Origin of the sequence: Polynucleobacter sp. MWH-Spelu-300-X4, from assembly GCF_018687515.1 — a bacterium.
In the GTDB taxonomy this organism is placed as follows: domain Bacteria; phylum Pseudomonadota; class Gammaproteobacteria; order Burkholderiales; family Burkholderiaceae; genus Polynucleobacter.
The window spans coordinates 82,677-106,177 of record NZ_CP061294.1 but is presented as its reverse complement, the minus strand read 5'-3'; the positions used below and the strand labels follow the sequence as shown (position 1 = coordinate 106,177).

22 protein-coding genes are annotated in these 23,501 nt (G+C 43.0%); 1 reads left to right on the top strand and 21 read right to left on the bottom strand.

All coding sequences use genetic code 11. From position 1 onward, the window contains the following. Positions 1-36: 36 nt before the first annotated feature. The 20 genes from hisD to ICV01_RS00485 form a co-directional block, all read right to left on the bottom strand. The gene (gene hisD, locus ICV01_RS00580) at positions 37-1,365 is read right to left on the bottom strand and encodes a histidinol dehydrogenase (RefSeq protein ID WP_215287747.1); all 1,329 of its coding nucleotides are present in this window, start codon (positions 1,363-1,365) and stop codon (positions 37-39) included. A 3-nt stretch (positions 1,366-1,368) separates the two neighbouring features. Further along, on the bottom strand, positions 1,369-2,007 hold the full coding sequence (hisG, locus tag ICV01_RS00575) for an ATP phosphoribosyltransferase (RefSeq protein WP_215287746.1): 639 nt from the start codon (positions 2,005-2,007) through the stop codon (positions 1,369-1,371). Between the two features lie 7 nt (positions 2,008-2,014). Next, positions 2,015-3,298, bottom strand: coding sequence for a UDP-N-acetylglucosamine 1-carboxyvinyltransferase (murA, locus tag ICV01_RS00570; protein WP_215287745.1), 1,284 nt, complete (start codon positions 3,296-3,298; stop codon positions 2,015-2,017). Between the two features lie 27 nt (positions 3,299-3,325). After that, complete coding sequence (locus ICV01_RS00565; protein WP_215287744.1) at positions 3,326-3,568, bottom strand: BolA family protein; 243 nt, start codon at positions 3,566-3,568, stop codon at positions 3,326-3,328. A 67-nt stretch (positions 3,569-3,635) separates the two neighbouring features. Next, positions 3,636-4,418 (bottom strand): ABC transporter permease, encoded by a 783-nt coding sequence (locus ICV01_RS00560; RefSeq protein ID WP_215287743.1) that lies wholly within the window; start codon positions 4,416-4,418, stop codon positions 3,636-3,638. Beyond that, on the bottom strand, positions 4,415-5,158 hold the full coding sequence (locus ICV01_RS00555) for an ABC transporter ATP-binding protein (protein ID WP_215287742.1): 744 nt from the start codon (positions 5,156-5,158) through the stop codon (positions 4,415-4,417). The genes ICV01_RS00560 and ICV01_RS00555 overlap by 4 nt, the downstream gene beginning before the upstream one ends. Continuing rightward, positions 5,155-5,433 carry a lipid asymmetry maintenance protein MlaB gene (locus ICV01_RS00550; protein ID WP_215287741.1) on the bottom strand — a complete coding sequence of 93 codons (279 nt, stop codon included), beginning with the start codon at positions 5,431-5,433 and terminating at the stop codon, positions 5,155-5,157. The genes ICV01_RS00555 and ICV01_RS00550 overlap by 4 nt, the downstream gene beginning before the upstream one ends. A gap of 3 nt (positions 5,434-5,436) precedes the next feature. Further along, on the bottom strand, positions 5,437-6,006 hold the full coding sequence (locus tag ICV01_RS00545; protein ID WP_251369358.1) for a phospholipid-binding protein MlaC: 570 nt from the start codon (positions 6,004-6,006) through the stop codon (positions 5,437-5,439). Between the two features lie 125 nt (positions 6,007-6,131). Beyond that, positions 6,132-6,857 (bottom strand): VacJ family lipoprotein, encoded by a 726-nt coding sequence (locus ICV01_RS00540; protein WP_215287739.1) that lies wholly within the window; start codon positions 6,855-6,857, stop codon positions 6,132-6,134. A 32-nt stretch (positions 6,858-6,889) separates the two neighbouring features. Beyond that, complete coding sequence (gene mlaD, locus ICV01_RS00535; protein WP_215287738.1) at positions 6,890-7,369, bottom strand: outer membrane lipid asymmetry maintenance protein MlaD; 480 nt, start codon at positions 7,367-7,369, stop codon at positions 6,890-6,892. Positions 7,370-7,396: 27 nt separating this feature from the next. Then, entirely contained in the window at positions 7,397-8,185 is a 789-nt protein-coding gene (gene mlaE / locus ICV01_RS00530) for a lipid asymmetry maintenance ABC transporter permease subunit MlaE (RefSeq protein ID WP_215287737.1), read from the bottom strand. Next, the gene (locus ICV01_RS00525; RefSeq protein WP_215287736.1) at positions 8,182-9,036 is read right to left on the bottom strand and encodes an ABC transporter ATP-binding protein; all 855 of its coding nucleotides are present in this window, start codon (positions 9,034-9,036) and stop codon (positions 8,182-8,184) included. Before ICV01_RS00525 ends, mlaE begins: the two co-directional genes overlap by 4 nt. A 37-nt stretch (positions 9,037-9,073) precedes the next feature. After that, positions 9,074-10,537, bottom strand: a complete 1,464-nt coding sequence (locus ICV01_RS00520; RefSeq protein ID WP_215287735.1) for a glutamate synthase subunit beta — start codon at positions 10,535-10,537, stop codon at positions 9,074-9,076. A 32-nt stretch (positions 10,538-10,569) separates the two neighbouring features. Further along, entirely contained in the window at positions 10,570-15,318 is a 4,749-nt protein-coding gene (locus ICV01_RS00515) for a glutamate synthase-related protein (protein WP_251369357.1), read from the bottom strand. A 221-nt stretch (positions 15,319-15,539) separates the two neighbouring features. Beyond that, positions 15,540-16,238 (bottom strand): transposase, encoded by a 699-nt coding sequence (locus tag ICV01_RS00510; RefSeq protein ID WP_215287734.1) that lies wholly within the window; start codon positions 16,236-16,238, stop codon positions 15,540-15,542. Between the two features lie 16 nt (positions 16,239-16,254). Beyond that, positions 16,255-17,370: a deoxyguanosinetriphosphate triphosphohydrolase gene (locus ICV01_RS00505; RefSeq protein WP_215287733.1), complete on the bottom strand. Its 1,116-nt coding sequence runs from the start codon at positions 17,368-17,370 to the stop codon at positions 16,255-16,257. Between the two features lie 9 nt (positions 17,371-17,379). After that, entirely contained in the window at positions 17,380-18,462 is a 1,083-nt protein-coding gene (gene aroB, locus ICV01_RS00500) for a 3-dehydroquinate synthase (RefSeq protein ID WP_215287732.1), read from the bottom strand. Next, the gene (locus tag ICV01_RS00495; RefSeq protein WP_305848911.1) at positions 18,459-18,983 is read right to left on the bottom strand and encodes a shikimate kinase; all 525 of its coding nucleotides are present in this window, start codon (positions 18,981-18,983) and stop codon (positions 18,459-18,461) included. Before ICV01_RS00495 ends, aroB begins: the two co-directional genes overlap by 4 nt. Positions 18,984-18,993: 10 nt before the next feature. Next, positions 18,994-20,064, bottom strand: a complete 1,071-nt coding sequence (locus tag ICV01_RS00490; RefSeq protein WP_215287731.1) for a type II and III secretion system protein — start codon at positions 20,062-20,064, stop codon at positions 18,994-18,996. Further along, the gene (locus ICV01_RS00485) at positions 20,057-20,611 is read right to left on the bottom strand and encodes a hypothetical protein (protein WP_215287730.1); all 555 of its coding nucleotides are present in this window, start codon (positions 20,609-20,611) and stop codon (positions 20,057-20,059) included. Before ICV01_RS00485 ends, ICV01_RS00490 begins: the two co-directional genes overlap by 8 nt. Before the next feature lie 140 nt (positions 20,612-20,751). Between ICV01_RS00485 and ICV01_RS00480 the strand changes: the two genes are divergently transcribed. Beyond that, the gene (locus ICV01_RS00480) at positions 20,752-23,061 is read left to right on the top strand and encodes a penicillin-binding protein 1A (protein WP_215287729.1); all 2,310 of its coding nucleotides are present in this window, start codon (positions 20,752-20,754) and stop codon (positions 23,059-23,061) included. 20 nt (positions 23,062-23,081) lie between these two features. On the opposite strand, the gene cyaY is transcribed toward ICV01_RS00480, so the two are convergent. Beyond that, positions 23,082-23,480 (bottom strand): iron donor protein CyaY, encoded by a 399-nt coding sequence (gene cyaY / locus ICV01_RS00475; RefSeq protein WP_251369356.1) that lies wholly within the window; start codon positions 23,478-23,480, stop codon positions 23,082-23,084. Positions 23,481-23,501 lie beyond the last annotated feature (21 nt).

The following is a 23,501-nucleotide window of genomic DNA, read 5'->3' as shown; positions in this document are numbered from 1 at the left end:
CTGGCTTTTTTGATTATTTTTATTACTTAGACTTAATTACTTCTTAAGTCTAAGTTCTGCAGCACGCGCATGCGCTTGCAGACCTTCGCCATGGGCCAAGGTGCTCGCAATCTTTCCAAGATTTTGCGCACCCGCATCACTCACTTCAATCATGCTAGAACGCTTGATGAAGTCATAAACACCCAAAGGTGATGAGAAACGAGCTGTTCTCATGGTTGGCAATACGTGGTTAGGGCCAGCACAATAATCCCCCAAGGACTCACTCGTGTAAGGACCCATAAAAATAGCGCCTGCATGACGAATCAACTCAGCCCACTGACGAGGGTTTTCTGCAGAAATTTCCAAATGCTCTGCGGCAATTGAATTAGCAATCTCGCAAGCTTCTTGCATGTCCTTCACCAGAATCATCGCACCACGATCTTGCAAGGACTTTTTAATAACCGCCTGCCTTGGCATTTCTGGCAAAAATTTATCAATACTTGCCTGAACTTGATTCATGAAAGATTCATCAGGGCACAACAGAATCGATTGAGCTAATTCATCATGCTCTGCCTGAGAGAACAAATCCATCGCCACCCAATCAGGATTTGTTTTTCCATCACATAAAACCAAAATTTCAGATGGGCCAGCAATCATATCGATGCCCGCCGTGCCAAATACACGACGTTTGGCAGCCGCCACATAAGCATTACCCGGACCAACAATTTTATCTACAGCAGGAATGGTTTCTGTGCCATAGGCCAAAGCAGCTACCGCTTGCGCACCACCAATCGTAAAAGCACGATCAACACCCGCAACGGCAGCCGCAGCTAAAACCAACGGGTTACGCACGCCGTCAGGCGTTGGCACCACCATGATGATTTCACCAACACCCGCCACTTTGGCAGGCATAGCATTCATCAATACAGAAGATGGATAAGCAGCTTTACCACCAGGCACATAAATGCCCACACGATCAAGTGGCGTTACTTTTTGGCCCAAACGCGTACCATCAGCATCCGCATAATCCCAACTATGACAACCTGATTCTTGTTTCTGACGCTCGTGGTAACTCTTAACTCTCTCAGCAGCAGCTTCTAATGCAGCACGTTGGTCTTTAGGCAAACTATTTAGAGCTGACAATAATTCATTTTTTGATAACTCTAAAGCTTTAATAGATTTCGCTTGGTCTGACGATAAACGATCAAATTTTTGGGTGTACTCTAAAACAGCAGCATCGCCACGTCTTTGCACATCCACCAAAATTTTTGCCGTAGCAGCTTCAATAGCAGCATCATCTTCCGCAGAAAATGCCAATAGCTTTTTAAGTGCTTGCTGAAAATCAGCACTTTGACTATTTAATCTACGGACTGGGCAAGCGCTCATGATTTAGATTTTTGAGAAAGCATCCAAGATGGGCGCTAATTCTTCACGACGGCGCTTATATGCCGCCTGATTAACGACCAAGCGTGAACTAATCTGGCTAATCACTTCAACTTCTTTTAACTGATTCGCTTTTAAAGTATTGCCTGTTGAAACTAAGTCAACGATGGCATCAGCAAGACCTACTAATGGGCCTAATTCCATTGAACCGTAAAGCTTGATTAAATCAACATGCACACCTTTGTTAGCAAAGTGCTCACGCGCTTGCTCAACATATTTAGTCACCACGCGCAATCTCGCACCCTGTCTTACAGCGCTGGCGTAATCAAAACCTTCTCGCACAGCAACTGATAAACGGCACTTAGCAATGCCTAAATCGATTGGCGCATATAAACCATCCATGCCGTGCTCAGCCAACACATCGTAACCAGCGACGCCAAAATCAGCAGCGCCATACTGAACATAAGTTGGCACATCAGAAGCGCGCACAATAATTACGCGTAAATTTGGGCTAGATGTAGGAAGAATAAGTTTTCTAGAACTTTCAGGATCTTCAGATACAGTAATCCCCGCCTTAGCCAACATAGGTAAGGTTTCATCAAAGATGCGCCCTTTTGAAAGGGCCAAGGTCAACATATTAGACATAGCTCTATTATTTCACGCGAGTGATGTTAGCGCCTACTGCCGCTAATTTTTTTTCCATTTGGTCGTAACCCCGGTCTAGGTGATAAATGCGATCGACCAAGGTCTCACCTTCAGCCGCTAAGCCTGCAATCACCAAACTAGCCGAAGCTCTTAAATCCGTAGCCATCACTGTAGCACCTGACAAATTAGGAACACCCTCTGTCATGGCCGTATTACCTTCAATCACAATTTCTGCGCCCAAGCGATTTAATTCTTGAACATGCATAAAGCGATTTTCAAAAATGGTTTCAGTCACGCGAGATGTTCCGGTAGCCACAGCATTCATCGCCATAAACTGAGCCTGCATATCTGTTGGGAACGCTGGATATTCTGAAGTTTTAAAGCTGACCGCTTTAGGTCGTTGATTCATCTGCACATGAATCCAATCAGGACCTGTTTCAATACGAAGGCCTGCTTCTTTTAACTTATCAATCACGATATCTAAGGTATCAGGACGAGCATTCTTAATCATCAAGTCCGCACCAATCTCACCCATGGCACCGGCAGCACACAAGAAAGTACCAGTTTCAATACGATCGGGAATAATGCTGTGCTCAGCACCATGTAAGCGCTTCACACCCTTGATCACTAAACGATCCGTACCAACACCTTTGATATCTGCACCCATCTTAACTAACAACTCTGCCAAGTCCGTTACTTCTGGTTCTTTTGCTGCATTTTCTAAAATAGTTTCGCCTTCAGCTAATACAGCCGCCATCAAAAGGTTTTCTGTACCCGTGACAGTAATCATGTCTGTCAAAATGCGAGCGCCCACAAGCGCGTTTGGATTTTTGCCAAACTTCGCCTCAATGTAACCATGCTGAATATGGATATCAGCACCCATCGCCTTAAGACCCTTAATGTGTTGATCTACTGGGCGCGCACCAATAGCGCAACCACCCGGCAAAGAAACTTTAGCTGTACCAAAACGCGCCAGCAACGGTCCTAAAACCAAGATGGAAGCACGCATGGTTTTAACTAAATCATAAGAGGCTTCCGGCGTATGAATATCCGAACCATCCAAAATAACTACTGAACGATCTTGCGGGTTAGGGAAAGTTACTTTCAATCCCATCTGGGCCAAGATTTTGATAATCGTACGCACATCCTGTAAATCAGGAAGGTTATGTAAGGTAATAGGCTCGGCACTCAACAAGCCAGCGCAAAGAATCGGCAAAGCTGCATTCTTTGCGCCCGTAATGGCAATCTCACCTTTCAGTGGTTTACCGCCTTGTATGAGTAACTTATCCAATCAACGCTCCAAACTATCTGTTTGTTGTTATTTACCTGCTTCAAATTCCGCTGGCGTTAGTGCCTTAAATGACAAAGCATGTATTTCTGATTTCATGCGGTCGCCTAAAGCAGCGTAAACCTTCTGATGCCTTTGCACGAGTCTCAAGCCTTCAAACTGATCACTCACAATCGTGGCAAAAAAGTGTTGTCCATCACCCTCAACTTCCACATGAGAACAAGCAATCCCATTGGCGATATATTCTTTTATTTGCTCTGGTGTTGGCAACATAGTCAGTATTGTGTGTATTTAGTTTGCTTGTTTAGTTTTTTGATTTTTTGTTTTGATTGTCTTCAGTTTAGTAACGCAACTTATATCCTGTTGAAAGCATACGCATAGCAATGCCGGCAACAACTATAAAGAACGCAGCAATAACAGCTAGACTCCACCAAGGTGAAACATCTGAAGCACCAAAGAATCCATATCTAAATCCATCAATCATGTAAAAGAATGGATTGAAATGCGACACCTTTAACCAAATATCTGGCAACGAGTGTATTGAATAGAAAACACCAGATAACATCGTTGCAGGCATGATGAAGAAATTTTGGAATGCGGCTAACTGATCATATTTTTCAGAAATAATGCCGGCAATCAAACCCAATGCGCTCAGCACTGCTGCGCTCATTAAGCCAAAAACAATAATCCACAAAGGAAAAGCGAAACTCATATTGGTAAACCAGCAGGTTGCCAAGAACACGCCCGAACCTACGACAACACCCCTCACAATAGCCGCCAAAACATATGCGGAGAAAAATTCAAAATGAGAAAGTGGCGCCAATAAAACAAAAATAAGATTACCCGTCACCTTTGACTGAATCAAAGAAGAAGAAGTATTAGCAAAAGAGTTCTGCAAAATACTCATCATCACCAAACCAGGTATCAAGAAAGCGGTATAGCTGATGGTGTTGTAAACCTTCACATGATCTTCCAGCACATGTCCAAAGATCATGAGATATAAAAGCGCTGTTAATACTGGTGCTGCTACCGTTTGAAAACTAACGCGCCAAAAACGTTTAACCTCTTTGTAAAAAAGCGCGTAAAAACTGCTCATCGTGCTAAATGATTCTTGGCGCATCATGAAGTTTTCTCCTCATTCATGATTTGCATGAATACATCTTCCAAATCACCATCTGCCGCATGCGGATTTTTAACTCGTGCTAATAAATTAGCTGTGGTATCTAAAGCGACCACACGTCCTTTTTTCAGAATCGCAATGCGATTACACAAAGCCTGCGCTTCCTCAAGATAATGAGTGGTCAAAACAATCGTGTGTCCCTCTTGATTGAGGCGCCCAATGAATTTCCACAAGGACTGACGCAATTCCACATCCACACCAGCAGTTGGCTCATCTAAAACAATTACCGGCGGACGATGAACTAAAGCTTGCGCCACCAAAACACGACGCTTCATACCACCTGATAAGGCACGCATATTTTCATTGGCTTTATCAGAAAGGCCTAAATTAAAAAGCACTTCATCAATCCAATCGCCGTTATTTTTAACGCCGAAATATCCAGACTGAAATGTTAAAGTTTCTCTAACGGTAAAAAATGGATCAAAAACCAACTCTTGCGGAACAATACCTAATAAACGTCTAGCAATGCGAAATTCTTTTTGAACATCGTGCCCCATCACTTCGGCACTACCGCTAGTTGGTCGACACAATCCCGCCAAAATAGAAATCAGTGTAGTTTTTCCAGCACCATTGGGGCCCAATAAACCAAAAAACTCACCCTCTTCTATTTGAAGGTTAACGCCATCTAAAGCCGTTAATGTGCCGTATTCTTTTCGTAGGTTTTTAAATTCTATGGCACTCATGCAAGCACTATCTCTGCTAAGCCATATACCTTGGCCAAACTAGCTAATTTCTCAGGCACAGCCTGTATCTGAATTTGAATAGTCTTCTCAGACGCGCGTCGCTTGATTGCCAATAATGCACTTAAGGCGCTTGAATCAAAGACCGTTAAAGCTTGGCAATCAATAACTAAAGTTTCCTGCGCTGCCAAGGGTGAAAGCGCTTTAACAACTTGAGTTAATACTTCCTCAACATTGTTGTGCTCAATGGATCGTGGAAGTTGATAAATAGCCGTCATAAATTATTTTGCGGCTGCCAAAGCACTATTACGTTGTTGCAAAAACTGGATCAGACCCTCAACCCCGCCTTTGCTGATCTGGTCATTAAATTGGTTGCGATATGACTCGACTAGCCAAGCACCCAACACATTGATGTCATAAACCTTCCAACCATTAGCGGTTTTTTCAACACGATAGTCCAACTGAATAGGGTCCCCTCGACCAATCACAACTGTTCTAACAATGACATCCGTATCATCGGCAGCAGCACGAGAAGGTTTGTATTGAATTTTCTGATCTTTAACTTGAGCTAAAGCGCCACCGTAAATACGGATTAAAAGACTTTTAAATTCTTGGGTAATTAATGCTTGCTGAGCAGGCGTCGCTTTCGACCAATTGCGACCCATTGCTAATTGAGTCGTTTTTTGAAAGTTACTGTGCGGCAAAATTTTTTGATCTACTAGAGCATTAATTTTTCTCAAATCACCCGATTGAATAGCCTTGTCGTTCTTGATGGTCGTCATCACATCTTCCACAACAAATTTCACCAAACCATCTGCTGTATCGGGTGTTTGTGCAAACGCAGAACTCATGCTTAAAAAAACGCATGAAGAAAACAAAATAGTCTTTAAAAGCTGCCTACGCATATATTATTTCTACTAATTAATGTAATACCCAAATTGTAAGGTATTAAGCCCTGAAGTCGAAGCTGGAGCGATTAATCGCCTAAAGGTGGCGGATCACCGTCATAAATCTGGTTGCGACGACGTTGTAAATAAGAATCTCGCAAGAAGCTATATTTATCAAAAGCCGCATCTTCAAGTAGCTGGCCAGCATCCAATAAGTTGGCGCGGCGATCTAAAACCCTTAAAGCCGTCACACCAAGCTTCTCGTCTGAATTTAACTGATTGGTATTAAGAACAAAGTCTGTCTTCAAATCAACCGCTAAACCAACTGTATCTCTCGCCGTGCTCGGGCCAAAAAATGGCAAAACCACATAAGGACCATCCGACACACCCCAAACACCCATGGTTTGACCGAAATCTTCGGCATGCTTATCTAGACCTATATCAGTAGCAACATCAAAAAGACCCAAAATACCGATAGTAGAGTTCACTAAGAAGCGACCAATATCACTGGTTGCTTCCTTTGGCTTTCCTTGCAACAAGTTATTAGCTGCAACAAAAATATCGCCAATATTGCTAAAGAAATTAGTGACGCCCCTACGAACAGCATCTGGCATAACAAATTTATAAGCCTCAGCAGCAGGCTTAACAAGGTATTGGTCTAAATTTTCATTAAAGGTGAATACGGCCCGATTCATTGGTTCCAAAGGGTCAATACGCGCCACGCGCTCATTCTGCTGCGTCGTAGCACATGCCCCAAGCATCACCACCATCACAAGGATGATTGCCTTATATAAGTGATGTATCAATGATTTCATATTTTGTGATGTTATTTATTTGATCTTTATTTTTACTTACTCTTGTCTGATGGTGCGCCATCAGATGCCTTGTTATATAAAAATTGGCCAATCAAATTTTCTAAAACAATAGCTGACTGCGTTTGAGTTAACTTGCTGCCTTGAGCAATCATATCCATATCACCGCCAGCTTCCAAACCGATATATTGTTCACCCAATAAACCTGAGGTCAAAATTTTTGCTGAACTGTCTTTAGGAAACTTATAACGGTCTTCCAAATTCATAATCACAGTTGCTTGATATGTCTGATCATCAAAACGAATTTCCGCTACACGCCCAACTACCACCCCAGCACTCTTAACTGGCGCTCTTGGTTTCAAACCACCTATATTGTCAAAGCGTGCGCTAACCTGATAGGTTGGCTGGAAAGTAAAAGCACTCATATTTCCAGCTTTTAGCGCAAGAAACAATAAGGCTAAAAGCCCCAAGGCCACCAATAGTCCTACCCAAATATCTAGTGATTGTTTTTTCATTTTATTTATGAATTCTATAAGACTTTATCAGTTTGAGAACATCACTGCAGTTAAAAGGAAATCTAATGCTAAAACTGCTAATGAAGCAATAACAACAGTTCTGGTAGTTGCTCTAGCAACCCCCTCTGGAGTTGGCTTCGCCTCATACCCTTGATACAAGGCTATGAATGTCACCGCCACCCCAAACACCATACTCTTTACAACACCGTTACCGATATCTTTCATGACATCAACACCAGCCTGCATTTGTGACCAAAACGCCCCATCATCAACACCAATCAAGGGAACGCCCACCAAATAACCACCCATGATGCCTACCGCGCTAAAGATTGCAGCCAATACTGGCATAGCGATAATGCCTGCCCAAAGCCTTGGAGCAATAACACGCGTTAATGGGTCGACTGCCATCATTTCCATAGCGCTTAACTGCTCACCAGCTTTCATCAAGCCAATTTCTGCTGTTAATGATGTGCCTGCACGTCCGGCAAATAAAAGTGCCGTTACAACAGGACCTAATTCTCTTGTGAGAGAAAGTGCCACCAATAAACCTAATGCTTGCTCCGAGCCATAACGATTCAAGGTGTAATAACCTTGCAAGCCCAAAACAAAACCTACGAATAAACCTGACACGGCAATAATCACAAAAGAGTAATTGCCAACAAAATGAACTTGATCTGTTACTAAGCGTATGCGCTTTAATAAAAATACCGAGCGGCGCATAATCGTCAAGAACATGCGTGTGGCATAACCTAAACCAGTAAGATTTCCTCGGACAAAAGCGCCTAAGCCCGCTAACGTATTGATCACTAGATTCATACGCGACCCCCGAAATCTTCTGACAAAGAAGCCCCTGGGTAATGGAATGGCACTGGCCCATCAGGGTTTGCTGAAACAAACTGTTTTACGAATGGATCAGAGGAAGCTTCTAAATCAGCAGGCGTTCCCTCTGCAGCAATTTTTCCATTAGCAATGAAATAAACATAATCAGCAATTTCAAATGTTTCTGGAATGTCATGGGTCACCAAAATACTAGTGGCGCCCAAAGCCTGATTCATATCTTTGATAAGTCTAGCTGTAATACCCAATGAGATAGGGTCTAAACCGGCAAATGGCTCATCGTACATAATTAACGGTGGATCTAAAGCAATCGCTCTAGCTAGAGCCACGCGTCTTGCCATACCTCCTGATATTTGAGAAGGCATCAAATCTCTTGCACCACGCAAACCGACCGCGTTAAGTTTCATTAAAACTAAATCACGTAAAACTTCTTCAGAAAGATGGGTGTGTTCTCTTAATGGAAACGCCACATTTTCAAAAACACTCATATCTGTGAAAAGTGCGCCGAACTGAAACAACATCCCCATGCGTCTACGAATTGCCATCAATTCTTGATTGGCCATTGCGCCCACATCTTGACCCTCAAAAAGAACTTGTCCTTTTTGAGCATTCACCTGACCGCCAATTAAGCGCAAGATAGTGGTCTTGCCACAGCCGGAGCCTCCCATAACAGCAACAACCTTGCCTCGCGGAAACTCCATATTTAAGCCGGACAAAATCGTACGCTCTCCAGGAGCATAGGAGAAGTCAACATCTTTTAGAGATACGATGGAAGCTGTTTGATTCACGTCTTTAAATGAACCTGCCACTATGTTTTCTATTGAACTCATAGTGGCAGTGTATCAATGTCTTAGAAATATGGGGGTATTAACGAGGCAATACGCTGCTACCCATTAAGAACTCGTCAACGGAACGCGCGCATTGACGACCCTCACGAATAGCCCAAACAACCAAAGACTGGCCACGACGCATATCGCCAGCGGCAAATACTTTAGGCACATTGGTGTAATAAGCTTTATTACCTTCCGTGCCAGCTTTAGCATTGCCACGGTTATCTTTTTCCACACCGAAAGCGTCTAGAACTTGTTGCGCTGGAGAAACGAAGCCCATCGCTAAAAGCACAAGGTCCGCCTTCATTTCAAACTCACTGCCAGCAATCTCTTGCATTTTGCCGTCTTTCCATTCAAGACGAACAGCAATCAATTTCTCAACCTTGCCGTTTTTACCTTCAAAACGCTTTGTGGCAACTGACCAGTCACGCTCACAACCTTCATCATGTGAAGTAGATGTACGCAACTTAGTTGGCCAATATGGCCAAACCAATGGTTTGTTCTCTTGCTCAGGCGGCTGAGGCATTAATTCAAACTGCGCAACAGATGCGGCACCATGACGATTTGATGTACCAACACAGTCTGAACCTGTATCGCCACCACCAATTACCACGACATGTTTACCATCTGCGCGAATTTCATTCTTATTGTCACCAGCAACTTCTTTATTCTGAGGAATCAAGAACTCTAATGCATAATGAACACCACTTAATTCACGTCCAGGCACTGGTAAGTCACGTGGTTGCTCTGCACCACCCGTAATAACAACCGCATCAAAATCTTTTTGAAGTTGCTCAGGGCTTACTGTCTTTTTAGAGTAATTCTTAATGTAAGAATCCAAGGCATCTTTACCAACAAATACACCTGTTTCAAATTTGACGCCTTCAGCCTTCATTTGCTCAACGCGACGATCAATTAAACCCTTCTCCATTTTGAAGTCAGGAATACCGTAACGTAATAAACCACCAACACGATCATTTTTCTCAAATAGAGTGACATCGTGACCAGCACGTGCCAATTGTTGCGCAGCTGCCATACCAGCAGGACCCGCACCTACAATCGCCACTTTCTTGCCAGTCTTTTTACTTGGCACTTGTGGTTTTACCCAACCATTTGTCCATGCCTTATCAATAATTGCATGTTCAATTGATTTGATACCCACAGGTAGTTCATGAATACCTAATGTACAAGCAGCTTCACATGGCGCTGGACAAATGCGCCCTGTAAATTCAGGGAAGTTATTAGTTGAATGCAATACTTCCATCGCCTGCTGCCAGTCTTGGTTGTAAACCAAGTCATTGAAGTCAGGAATGATGTTGTTAACCGGACAACCGTTATTACAAAATGGAATGCCGCAGTCCATACAACGCGCGCCCTGAATCTTGGCTTCATCATCCGTTAAAGCCATCACAAATTCTTTGTAGTGCTTAACGCGTTTCTTAGGCTCCTCGTAATGCTCGCTGAGGCGCTCAAATTCCATGAATCCAGTAACCTTACCCATAGCTAATCCTTTATTCTTTTTACCTATATGTTTTAAACAGAAGCGGCTTGTTTGTTACCTTGAGATTTCTCCCAAAGCTCACCCAAAGCTCGTCTGTATTCAGTAGGGAATACTTTGACAAAACGTGCGCGCGATTGATCCCAATTCGCCAAAATTGCTTTTGCACGCTCTGAACCAGTGTGTTTGAAATGACGCTCAACCAAGTTTTTCAAAATAACTTCGTCTGCCAAGCGCTCACCACCTTCTTTAACATTCACCGGTGCATGCCATTCAGACTTGGGTAACTTAGCTTGCTGTTCTGCTTGAGTCAAAACTGGCTCTAAAGTTGCCATAGATGTATTGCAACGTTTAGCAAATAAACCATCTTCGTCATAAACATATGCAACACCACCACTCATACCAGCAGCGAAGTTACGACCTGTCAAACCAAGCGCAACTACTGTGCCACCAGTCATGTATTCACAACCATGGTCGCCGGTGCCTTCAACAACAGCAATCGCACCAGAGTTACGCACAGCAAAACGCTCACCAGCCACACCGTTAAAGAATGCTTCACCACCGATAGCACCATAAAGAACTGTGTTGCCCACAATGATGTTTTGCGCAGTATCGCCACGGAATTCATGCGGAGCGCGAACAATCACGCGACCACCAGAAAGGCCTTTACCAACATAGTCGTTACCGTCACCAACCAAGTCCATTGTTACGCCATGCGCTAAGAAAGCGGCAAAACTTTGACCTGCTGTACCGTTTAACTGAATATGAATGGTGTCTTCAGGCAAACCTTCATGACCATAACGCTTAGCCACTTCACCAGACAACATCGCACCAGCCGTACGGTTCACGTTCTTAATTGGTTGAATAAACGATACGCGCTCGCCTTTTTCAAGGGCCACTTTAGATTTTTCAATCAATGTATGGTCAAGCGCTGTTGCCAAACCGTGATCTTGAGTTTCTACTTGGAAACGAGGTACATTCGCTTCAACATTCGGAGATTGGAAAATCTTCGTGAAATCTAAACCACGAGCCTTCCAATGCTCAATGCTCTTCTTCGTATCCAAGAACTCTGTTCTACCAATTAGCTCATCAAACGTTCTGATACCTAATTGAGCCATGATCTCGCGAGCCTCTTCAGCGATAAAGAAGAAGAAATTCACAACATGTTCAGGTTTACCAGAGAATTTTTTACGTAATTCTGGGTCTTGTGTCGCAACACCTACAGGACATGTATTGAGGTGACACTTACGCATCATGATGCAACCCTCAACAACCAATGGTGCTGTCGCAAAACCAAATTCATCGGCGCCCAATAACGCGCCAATGACCACGTCACGACCAGTCTTCATTTGACCGTCTGCTTGAACACGAATACGGCTACGTAAACCATTCAGAACCAATGTTTGCTGAGTTTCAGCAAGACCTAATTCCCATGGGCTACCAGCATGTTTAATAGATGATAATGGTGATGCACCTGTACCACCGTCATGACCAGCGATCACCACATGATCAGCCTTGGCTTTAGCAACACCAGCAGCAACTGTACCCACACCCACTTCAGACACGAGCTTCACTGAAATATCAGCTTGGCTATTAACGTTCTTCAAGTCATGAATCAACTGCGCCAAATCTTCAATAGAGTAAATGTCGTGGTGTGGCGGAGGAGAAATCAAACCAACACCAGGTACTGAATAACGCAACTTACCGATGTAATCAGACACCTTAGAGCCCGGCAACTGACCACCTTCACCTGGCTTAGCGCCCTGAGCCATCTTGATCTGAATTTGATCAGCAGATGTTAAGTACTCAGCAGTTACACCAAAACGACCAGAGGCCACTTGTTTAATCTTAGAACGTAATGAATCGCCTTCATTCAAAGGAATATTGGCTTGAATAATATCTTCACCAATAATGCTAGAAAGTGTTTCACCTTTCTTAATAGCAATACCTTTTAGTTCATTACGGTAACGCTTGTTATCTTCACCACCTTCACCTGTATTTGATTTACCACCAATACGGTTCATGGCAATCGCCAAAGTTGCATGCGCTTCAGTTGAAATAGAACCCAAAGACATCGCGCCTGTAGCAAAACGTTTAACGATTTCTTTTGCAGATTCAACTTCATCCAACGGAATTGCTTTACTTGGGTCAATCTTGAACTCAAACAAGCCACGCAATGTCATATGACGCTTACTTTGGTCATTAATGATATTGGCGTACTCTTTATATGTTTGGTAACCACCCTTTTCTGGGCCTTGACGTGTTGAATGCTGTAACTTGGCAATTGAATCTGGTGTCCACATGTGGTCTTCACCACGAATACGGAAAGCGTACTCACCACCAGCATCTAACATATTAGTTAATGTTGGATCAGCACTAAATGCCAAGCTATGAATCTTCAAAGCTTCTTCAGCCACCTCAAACACACCAATACCGCCCACGTTTGAAGCTGTACCTTTAAAGTATTTGTCGATTAAATCTTTTGATAAACCGATTGCTTCAAAAATCTGCGCGCCTGTATAAGACATGTATGTAGAAATACCCATCTTAGACATCACTTTTTGTAAACCCTTACCCACTGCTTTAGTAAAGTTTTTAACAACTTTTTCTGCAGACAAATCACCACTTAAACCTTTGGCCATATCCACCAAAGTTTCCATAGCCAAGTACGGGTGAACTGCTTCCGCACCATAACCTGCTAACAATGCGAAGTGATGTGTCTCACGTGCGCTACCGGTTTCAACAACTAAACCAGTGCTTGTACGCAAACCTTTTTCAACTAAATGTTGATGAATTGCTGAAGTTGCTAATAATGCTGGAATTGCCACATGATCAGCAGCCACCTGACGGTCGCTCACGATCAAAATGTTGTAGCCAGATTTCACGGCATCAACAGCCTCGGCACACAATGAAGCCAAACGCGCCTCAACACCTTCTTTACCCCAAGCAGCTGGATAGCAAATATCTAATTCGTATGAACGGAACTTACCACCTGTGTAATGCTCAATATGACGAATCTTAGCGATATCATCAAAATCCAAGACTGGTTGAGCCACTTCCAAACGCATTGGTGGGTTGATGTTATTTGTATCCAACAAGTTAGGCTTTGGACCAATAAATGACACCAAAGACATCACCATGTTTTCACGAATCGGATCGATTGGTGGATTGGTTACTTGAGCAAATAATTGTTTGAAGTAGTTATAAAGCGTTTTGTTCTTATTAGATAAAACAGCCAATGGGCTATCGTTACCCATAGAACCAATCGCCTCTTCACCTGACTGAGCCATCGGCGCCATCAAGAACTTCAAATCTTCTTGTGTGTAGCCAAAAGCTTGCTGACGATCTAAAAGACTCACCGCTGGACGTGCCTTTTCCGCTTCAGCTTTAACATCGGCAGAAGTAACATCAATCTCATCTAGCTTGATGCGTACCGCATCAATCCAACTCTTATATGGTTTAGCTTTAGCAAGAGAATCTTTTAGTTCAATGTCATCAATGATGCGACCTTGTTCCATATCGATCAAGAACATCTTGCCTGGCTGTAAGCGCCATTTTTTAACAATCTTATTTTCTGGGAAAGTTAAAACGCCGGCTTCAGAAGCCATGATGACCAAATCATCGTCCGTTACATAGTAACGAGCTGGACGCAAACCATTGCGGTCCAATGTTGCGCCAATTTGACGTCCGTCTGTAAATGCAATTGCGGCAGGACCATCCCATGGCTCCATCATCGCAGCGTGGTATTCATAGAAAGCACGACGATTGTCATCCATTAATGTATGTTGTTCCCACGCCTCTGGAATCATCATCATCATGGCGTGAGCCATTGGGTAACCAGCCATCACCAACAACTCTAAACAGTTATCGAAACTCGCTGTATCTGATTGACCAGGGTAAATCAATGGCCATAATTTTTGTAAGTCATCGCCCAATACTGGTGAGCTAATCGCACCTGTACGCGCATTAATCCAGTTAACATTTCCTTTAACGGTATTGATCTCACCGTTATGAGCAATCATGCGGTATGGGTGAGCCAATTCCCATGCTGGGAATGTATTTGTTGAGAAACGTTGGTGAACCAATGCCAATGCAGAAACAACGCGCGGGTCTTTTAGATCTTCGTAATAAGCACCCACTTGGTTTGCTAATAACAGACCTTTATAAACTACGGTTCTGGCTGACATCGATGTCACGAAATACTCTTTACCATGTTGCAATTGCAACGCTTGAATCGCGTGACTACCTGTTTTACGAATCACATACAACTTACGCTCTAGCGCATCCGTTGTCATGATGTCGCGGCCACGACCAATGAAAATCTGACGAATTACTGGTTCTGTTTTACGTACTGTTGGCGACATAGGCATATTGATATCAACCGGCACATCTCTCCAGCCCAATACAACTTGCCCTTCAATACGAACCGTTCTCTCTAATTCTTGTTCACATGCCAAACGCGATGCGCTTTCTTTTGGCATAAACACCATACCAACGCCGTACTCACCGGCTGGTGGCAAAGTCACACCTTGTTTAGCCATTTCTTCACGGTAGAACTGGTCAGGTATCTGAATCAAAATACCCGCGCCGTCACCCATTAGAGGATCGGCACCAACCGCGCCACGGTGATCGATGTTCTCAAGAATCTTTAAACCTTGAGTAACGATGTCATGGCTCTTTTTGCCTTTGATGTGTGCAACAAAGCCCACACCACAGGCATCATGTTCGTTAATTGGGTCATATAGACCTTGCGCAGCTGGGCGCAATGAAGGCGAAGTAGTCACGGAAAATTCCCTAGGTAAGTAATCGCTAACCTCTGCAAGCAGAGACTTGTTTCCCCTAAATGTTTTGGGGTTTTTGAGCACTATAGGGGATTACCCGTGTGGATGCAATATAAAATAATAGGTGTCTGTCCCTAATTTAATAGACGTAAGATTATTTAATTAATAAATTAGGGACAGAGTAGATAAAAATGGGGGCAATCATGCACCAATATGTTGCAAAATTAAATGGCTACCGTTTCCTTTATAGGTCTTCCAGGTCTTCTTTTTGCTACTGGACGAGCCACTTTTCCAGCTATTTGTTTTAAAAAGGAAGGGTTACCAAGAGGCCATCCTTTTAGTAAGTGGCTACTTACTGTCTCTATTTGCTCTTTATTGAATGAGTCAATAACAAATCGTTGCCAAGCAGACTGCCTCTCAAAAGGCGTATTACCCAAAGCCCAATATAAAGAGTGATCAGATACCCAAGAAATAGTTTCAGAACCAATATGATGTCGATAACTAGACCAAGGCCAATCTTCCGATTTTTGAACCAAGCCTGATCGAACAGGATTTGATTCAATAAATTTTTGGGTTAACAAGAAAAAAGATTCTGGCTCTAAGAGGCAAGATTTAAATCTACCCTCCCAAATAGTCCCAGTTCTTTGGTGGTTTTGGTTAAAAAGTTGGGCATATCTTCTACCTACTGATTGCATCGTCCTAGACACACTTAAGTCATTTTTAGGGGTAACCAAGATATGAACATGGTTAGGCATCAACACATAAGCATGTATCAATAATTCATTTTCACGAGCAGCGTCTCTTAACCATTCAAGATAAGAACGCTTTTCGGCATCATCAAAGAAAATTTGCTGACGATTATTGCCGCACACCATGATGTGCATCGGATGTCCAGCTAGAACTAAGCGCGGTAGGCGAGCCATGTGTGAATTCTATAGATTAATTAGTTTGGCTAATTTTCTTAAACTCTTTTGCCGCATAACGATCGGTCATACCAGCAATGTAATGGGCAATTCGTCGCTCCAGAGAATCTTCCGTCCGAAATCCTTCCGGTAAAGCATTGGGCGTTACATGGTAATGATTAAACAAAGCTCTCACCATATCTGCTGCATCCTGCGTTACCTGCGTCACTTGAGGATGACGATATAAGTTTTTAAATAAGAAACGCTTCATCTCCGTCGCTTGAGCACGAATCTCTTCCGAGAAACCTACTAAAGCTGGCATATTTCTCACATCATCCATGCTCTTGGGTTGATATTGATGAAGCCTCTTCTGAGTTTCCCTCACAAGATCATCAACCAACACATGAATAATCCTTCTAACCACTTCATAAACCAAGCGGCGCCCATTCAATTGAGGATATAGCTGGCTAACTTGATTTTTTTGAGTACGCCAAAGAGCAACCTCTTCCATTTGTTCAATGGTTAACAACCCCGAACGAATACCATCATCAATATCATGATTGTTATAAGCAATCTCATCGGCAAAATTAGCTAACTGCGCCTCCATACTTGGTTGCTTACCCAATAGAAATCTTTCTCCCAACGCACCCAATTGTTCAGCATTCTTTTTAGAACAGTGCTTTAAGATGCCTTCCCGAGTTTCAAAAGAAAGATTAAGACCATTCCACTGCGCATAGCGCTCTTCTAAGAAATCAACTACCCAAAGACTTTGTAGATTGTGCTCAAAACCACCGTAAGGTTTCATACACTCATTTAATGCATCTTGGCCCGCATGCCCAAAAGGCGTATGCCCCAAATCATGGGCTAAAGAAATCGCCTCGACTAAATCTTCATTTAAAGCGAGCCTTCTAGCAACCGCTCTAGCTATTTGAGCCACTTCAAGACTATGCGTTAAGCGGGTTCGAAAATGATCCCCTTCGTGATTGAGGAAAACCTGAGTTTTATATTCCAAACGACGAAACGCCGTCGAATGAATGATGCGATCTCTATCGCGCTGAAATGGACTACGTCCTGATTGAGTTGGCTCTACTGGCTCCGCATGGAGGCGTCCTAATGATGCTTCAAGTTTCGCTGCGTAGCTGGCTAGATTCATTACTTCTCTTTAAGCGGCACCAGTTGCTATTAATGTTTGGGCAACCAACTCATCATCTACCGCTTGAATTTTAGATTTTCCAATACCATCTAAAAGAATGTATCTGATTTCACCACCCTCGGCTTTTTTGTCGATGGCCATTAATTCCATATACCTAGCGACGCCAAATTTAGGGGGTTGTGTTGGCAAGTTGAGCTGCGCGATGATGTCCTTAAGCTTTTTAGCATCCTCTGCTTTTAATAAACCTAAACGAACCGAAAGATCTGCTGCTAAAACCATGCCGCATCCAACAGCCTCACCATGCAACCATTCGCCATAACCCATACCAGACTCAATAGCGTGACCAAAAGTGTGGCCAAAATTAAGGATGGCGCGCAAACCACCTTCACGCTCATCTTGTGCCACAACACTTGATTTAATTTCACAAGATCTTTGTACAGCATGCTCCATCGCCGCAAGATCGCATGCATTTAAAGCTTGGATGTTATTTTCAATCCAAGATAAGAATGTCGCATCAAAAATAGCGCCATGTTTAATTACTTCGGCTAAACCGGCCGCCAATTCTTTAGGAGGCAAAGTCTTTAAGGTGGCTAGGTCAGCAATCACTGCAACAGGCTGATAAAAAGCACCCACCATATTTTTTCCTAACGGATGGTTGATACCTGTCTTACCACCTACTGATGAATCTACTTGAGACAACAAAGTTGTTGGTACTTGAATAAACCGGATGCCACGCATATAACAAGCGGCCGCAAAACCAGTCATATCACCAATCACACCACCACCTAAAGCAATCAACGTGGCTTTTCGGTCAGCGCCACTTTCTAGCAGGCCATCGAAAATCTTTTGTAGAGTTTCCCAAGTTTTATACGCTTCACCATCAGGCAAAACAATCAAACGAACTTTTTGCCCAAGGCCTTCAAGTGTTTTCACAACCGTGTCAGCATATAACTTCGCGACTGTCTCATTGGTCACAACAGCAGAAAAATTACCTTTCAGGTGTTTCTTATATAAATCAGCCTGACCAATTAAATTAGATCCAATATGGATGGGGTAACTGCGCTCGCCTAAATCTAATTGAAGTGTATTCATGTGGATAGTTCAAATTGCATCATCAATGTATTTACCAACTGAGCCACACTTGGCTTGCCAGTATCAATCACATGATGTGCAGCCTCTCTATATAAAGGATCTCTAACAGCGTAAAGCTTCTCCAATGTCCCCTTAGGATCATTGTTATTTAACAGTGGACGACCTTTGTCATTGCGAGTTCTAAGCCATAGCTCATGAGGATTCGCACGAAGGTAGAAAACGGTTCCCCGCTCCCTTAAATTTTTTCTATTTTCGGGCAAGATGACAGCACCGCCACCCGTGGCTAAAACCAAATTCTTCTCTTTGGTTAGCTCATCAATCACTTGCGCTTCGCGTTTACGGAAACCAGCCTCGCCTTCCATTTCAAAAATGACTGGAATAGGTACGCCACAACGTTTTTCAATTTCAACATCCGTATCAATAAATTTTCGGTTGAGTCTTTTGGCAAGCAAACGCCCTACGGTCGTTTTACCCGCACCCATAACTCCAACTAAAAAGATATTTTCTGGAATTCCGTTCACAAACAAGATTTTACTGAGGCTTTTGGCTAGAAACCAAAGTTGGCGTTAAAAAAATTAATAATTCTGTCTTATCCCTGAATTTTGCCTCTTGTTTAAAAAGTGCTCCCAAAATTGGGATTTCCCCTAAAAATGGCACTTGGGTACTATCTTTTCTATCAGCTTCCTGAAAAATACCCCCTAAAACCACAGTACCACCACTCTCCACAAGCACTTGCGTCTTCACATGCTTAGTATCAATCGCAAACCCCTGCTCCGTCTTTAAACCCACGCTGTCTTTATTAATATCGACGTCTAAAACAATCATGTCGCCTTTCTGAATCCTTGGCTTTACTTCCAACCTCAAATTGGCTTTTCTAAATTGAACCTTGGTAGCGCCACTATTACCTGCTGAAGACTGATAAGGCAGCTCTGTTCCTTGCTCAATCAACGCTTGGCTGTTTTCAGCAGCCAACACCCGCGGATTAGAAACAATATTGCCTAAACCATTCGACTCTAGCGCCGATAGCTCTATATTCAAAGCCTCGGTCGCTTGCTTACCTAGCAAACCAATAGCACCTGTTGACGCTTCAAATCCGTGTAAGCCCCCTGCGGATAAATTCGACTTTACTTGGGTACCTTTTGCTTGATAGCCCAACTTTGCTCCCAAATTCTGAGCAAATCGCCTTTCCGCTTCCACAATTTTGGCCTCAATCATGATTTGCCTGAGCGCCAAATGACTTTGTTCTACTTTTTCAGCTTGCTGCCCTCGCTCCAATAGTCGTTTCTCATGAGCCATTAATTCATCATAAGGGCCTACCCACAAAACAGAGCCCTTCCGCTGGGCTAGCAAAGATCTACTAGCTAAAATCGTATCCAACACTTCCTGCCAAGGCGCCTGCTTAATATGAATGGTCATCTTTCCTGTGACCTTCTCACTCATGACCAGATTCAGACCTTTCATATCAGCCAATATTTGCAATAGTTGCCGTAGTGGAATGGCAACAAAATTTAAAGAAACCTTGTCATCATTCTGTTTGGCATGAATAGTTAGAGGCAGTACCAAAGTCAAGAAGGCTCCTGTCATCACTTGTCGTCTATTCATCTGCTGGCTCTTTATAGATAGTTACTTGTTGACCTGTTATTGACTCCAAAAGCAAACGGTCCTCGTGAATCTTTTTTAACTTCCACTCCTGATCAATCATTTGGTTTTGCGCAAACAAAACACCGCCCTGCTCCATTTCAATCAAGACTTTTTGTGTAGCCCCCGACTTAAATAAACCCATATATTTCAAATGCGTGGGGGGCTCAATTTCTTTGGCTACTTTTTGCTCATCATTAGATGATTTATTTAATGGCTGCATTAAGGTTTTTTGCTGGGCCAACTCATGCATCTGCACACGAAATTTTTTTATTTGCCCATTTATCACCAATAACTCTTGTTGGAGTGTTTGAAGCTGTGCAGTTACTTCAATAGTTGCATAAGCTAATACTGCAAAAATCAAAAGACTCATCAAAATACTAATGAGATGCACATTTCCTAAAGAACCGCTTAAAAATGTGTTCTTAAACGGTGATTTGATGTCATTATTAGGCTCAACTGGCACAACCCCTGCATCATAGGATTGCTCATGGATTAATCTTTTAAACATGCCTCCATTGTGCTTAGAAGGCATTTTTAAAAAAATCAGCCAAATAAGATTCTTTTGTAGGGTTTTTCTGATTCTTTAGTGGGTTATTTCTCGGATAAATTTGAGCGCACTTTATATAAAGCTATATCTATAATTGGCACATGAATCAACCTAGACAACCCGTTCGCCCACCTTCTCGTTTAGGTGGAAATAACCAACCTCGCAGACAAACAAAAGATTGGCGTGAGCACTTTGTACGCTGGGGTATTTTTTTAGGTAGCGCAGGATTAATTCTTATTGGCTTAGTCATTGCCTACGCGTTGATCGTTGCCAGACCGAATCTTCCCGACTTAGAAACAATCACTGACTACAAACCCAAAGTACCTCTAAGAATTTATACCGCTGATAACGCGTTAATCGGAGAATTTGGTGAGGAGCGTCGCAATCTAGTCGCCATTAAAGATATGCCTGAATATCTAAAGAACGCTGTGGTCGCGATTGAGGACGAGCGTTTTTATGAACACGGGGGCGTTGATTACTGGGGTGTATTAAGAGCAACACTGGCCAACTTACGCGGCCACCTATCTCAAGGCGCCTCAACTATCACAATGCAAGTTGCAAGAAACTTTTTCTTAAGCAACGAAAAGTCATTTAGCCGAAAAATTTATGAAGTGCTTTTAGCTTGGAAGATTGAAGCCAATCTTTCCAAAGATAAAATTCTTGAGCTTTATATGAACCAAATTTATTTGGGGCAACGCTCTTACGGTTTCGCAAGCGCAGCGCAAATTTATTTTGGTAAAGATGTCAGAGAAATCTCCATCGCAGAAGCAGCCATGTTGGCAGGCCTTCCAAAAGCACCCTCTGCATATAACCCTGTTGTTAATTACCGTCGAGCAAAAATTCGTCAAGAATATATTTTGCAAAGAATGCGTGATTTACGCATGATCTCACCTGCGCAATATGAAGCAGCTCTAGCAGAAACTTTGCATGTAAGAGGCGTGGGCAAAGAGTTTGCAACCAAAGCTGATTACGCCTCTGAAATGGTGCGCCAACTTTTAATTAGTGAATATGGCGATAGCATTTATACCCAAGGTATGACAGTTATTACGACTATTCGCAAAGCTGAGCAAGAAGCCGCCTATGCCGCCGTTAGAAAAGGCATCATGGATTATGAGATACGTCATAAATATCGTGGTCCTGAAGGCTATATCAAATTACCCGAAGGTAACGTTGAAAGACAGCGAGCTATTGACGATGCTTTAAGTGATCACTCAAGTAGCGATGACTTGCTAGCTGGCGTTGTGATTGATGCTGACCCCAAACAAATTCGCGCTGTGATTGCTACAGGTGATTTGGTGACGATTCGAGGTGAAGACTTAAAACTAGGTGCGGTAGCTCTTTCAGATAAAGCCCAACCTAAACAACAAATCAGACCAGGCGCCATCATTCGTGTTATTCCAGTTGAAGGAAGATGGGCCTTAGCTCAAATGCCTCAAGTGGAAGCTGCGTTTGTCGCTTTAGATACACACGATGGTGGTATCAGAGCTTTAGTTGGCGGATTTGACCAAGCCAGGAATCAGTTCAACCATGTTTCTCAAGCACAACGCCAACCAGGCTCATCATTTAAACCATTCATTTATGCAGCTGCTCTTGAAAAGGGCATCATGCCCAATACACTCATTAATGACGCCCCCCTATCTATTAGCGGACTAGAAACAGGCGGACAGATGTGGGAACCGAAAAACTACGATGGTAAGTTTGAAGGTTATATGAGAATGCGTACCGCATTAGCCAAATCAAAGAACTTAGTTTCTGTAAGAGTCATTAGAAAAATTGGCGCGCGCTATGCACAGGATTACATTCAACGTTTTGGTTTTGAAGCGGAAAAACATCCTCCTTACCTAACCATGGCGTTGGGCGCGGGCTCTGTTACACCACTCCAATTGGCCACAGGCTATGGTGTCTTTGCAAATGGTGGTTACAGAGTCGATCCTTATTTAATTAGCAAAGTGATTGACGCCAAAGGCAATGTGTTATTTGAAGCCACTCCAACAGTGGCGGGTGATAGCAACTTAAAAGTTTTAGATTCAAGAACAGCTTTTGTAATGGATAGCCTTCTTCAAGAAGTTACTAAAACTGGTACTGCAGCATCGGCTAGGGTAACGCTTGCTAGAAATGACATTGCTGGCAAAACAGGTACTACCAACGAATCTATGGACGCATGGTTTGCTGGATACCATCCAAACATTGTTGCTGTCGCGTGGATTGGGTTTGATAAACCTAAGAGCTTAGGCGATCGAGAGACTGGTGGTGGCCTAGCACTACCTATGTGGATTCGTTATATGAAAACCGCATTAAACGGTATGCCTGAAGTTGACCGTAGGCCTCCTCCAGGAGTATCGCAACAAGATGGCGATTGGGTAATCCCTGAATTTATGCCCACCTTTGGGCGCACCCAAACACTAGATTAAAGTACATAAAGTATCAGTATTTAGCGAGCAAAGACCACTTTCAATGGCGTCTTTGCTTGCTGACTAGATAAACGGCTGATCTCACTAAATAGTTCAGCTCCTGTTTTAGTGTCTAGCCATAAAGGGTTTGCTAAAGTGCCGGCCCAACGATAATGAAAACCACCCTCTTTAGCTGCTACCCAAATCTCCTGAAGAGGCGGTTGAGTATTTACAACAATGACACTTTTGTCTTCAAACTGAATATTGACAACATTACCTCCTTGGCGAGATATATCCAAATCAAGATCCGTTTTTTGAAAGGCTTCTTCTAAAGAAGCTTCAATAGAACGTAAAGTTTTTTCTGCAACCGCATAAAATGTTGCATCAGTAAGTACTTCAACTTCTTGGTTTGTCATATCAATCTTTTCGTTGTGTGCCATGCTATAGTCAGTAATCAATTA

What these genes read in the sequence shown, in the direction of transcription:
- hisD (WP_215287747.1), bottom strand. Translation starts at nt 1,365, where the DNA reads ATGAGCGCTTGCCCAGTCCGTAGATTAAATAGTCAAAGTGCTGATTTT.
- hisG (WP_215287746.1), bottom strand. Translation starts at nt 2,007, where the DNA reads ATGTCTAATATGTTGACCTTGGCCCTTTCAAAAGGGCGCATCTTTGAT.
- ICV01_RS00565 (WP_215287744.1), bottom strand. Translation starts at nt 3,568, where the DNA reads ATGTTGCCAACACCAGAGCAAATAAAAGAATATATCGCCAATGGGATT.
- ICV01_RS00560 (WP_215287743.1), bottom strand. Translation starts at nt 4,418, where the DNA reads ATGATGCGCCAAGAATCATTTAGCACGATGAGCAGTTTTTACGCGCTT.
- ICV01_RS00555 (WP_215287742.1), bottom strand. Translation starts at nt 5,158, where the DNA reads ATGAGTGCCATAGAATTTAAAAACCTACGAAAAGAATACGGCACATTA.
- ICV01_RS00550 (WP_215287741.1), bottom strand. Translation starts at nt 5,433, where the DNA reads ATGACGGCTATTTATCAACTTCCACGATCCATTGAGCACAACAATGTT.
- ICV01_RS00545 (WP_251369358.1), bottom strand. Translation starts at nt 6,006, where the DNA reads ATGAGTTCTGCGTTTGCACAAACACCCGATACAGCAGATGGTTTGGTG.
- ICV01_RS00540 (WP_215287739.1), bottom strand. Translation starts at nt 6,857, where the DNA reads ATGAAATCATTGATACATCACTTATATAAGGCAATCATCCTTGTGATG.
- mlaD (WP_215287738.1), bottom strand. Translation starts at nt 7,369, where the DNA reads ATGAAAAAACAATCACTAGATATTTGGGTAGGACTATTGGTGGCCTTG.
- mlaE (WP_215287737.1), bottom strand. Translation starts at nt 8,185, where the DNA reads ATGAATCTAGTGATCAATACGTTAGCGGGCTTAGGCGCTTTTGTCCGA.
- ICV01_RS00525 (WP_215287736.1), bottom strand. Translation starts at nt 9,036, where the DNA reads ATGAGTTCAATAGAAAACATAGTGGCAGGTTCATTTAAAGACGTGAAT.
- ICV01_RS00520 (WP_215287735.1), bottom strand. Translation starts at nt 10,537, where the DNA reads ATGGGTAAGGTTACTGGATTCATGGAATTTGAGCGCCTCAGCGAGCAT.
- ICV01_RS00510 (WP_215287734.1), bottom strand. Translation starts at nt 16,238, where the DNA reads ATGGCTCGCCTACCGCGCTTAGTTCTAGCTGGACATCCGATGCACATC.
- ICV01_RS00505 (WP_215287733.1), bottom strand. Translation starts at nt 17,370, where the DNA reads ATGAATCTAGCCAGCTACGCAGCGAAACTTGAAGCATCATTAGGACGC.
- aroB (WP_215287732.1), bottom strand. Translation starts at nt 18,462, where the DNA reads ATGAATACACTTCAATTAGATTTAGGCGAGCGCAGTTACCCCATCCAT.
- ICV01_RS00490 (WP_215287731.1), bottom strand. Translation starts at nt 20,064, where the DNA reads ATGAATAGACGACAAGTGATGACAGGAGCCTTCTTGACTTTGGTACTG.
- ICV01_RS00485 (WP_215287730.1), bottom strand. Translation starts at nt 20,611, where the DNA reads ATGTTTAAAAGATTAATCCATGAGCAATCCTATGATGCAGGGGTTGTG.
- ICV01_RS00480 (WP_215287729.1), top strand. Translation starts at nt 20,752, where the DNA reads ATGAATCAACCTAGACAACCCGTTCGCCCACCTTCTCGTTTAGGTGGA.
- cyaY (WP_251369356.1), bottom strand. Translation starts at nt 23,480, where the DNA reads ATGGCACACAACGAAAAGATTGATATGACAAACCAAGAAGTTGAAGTA.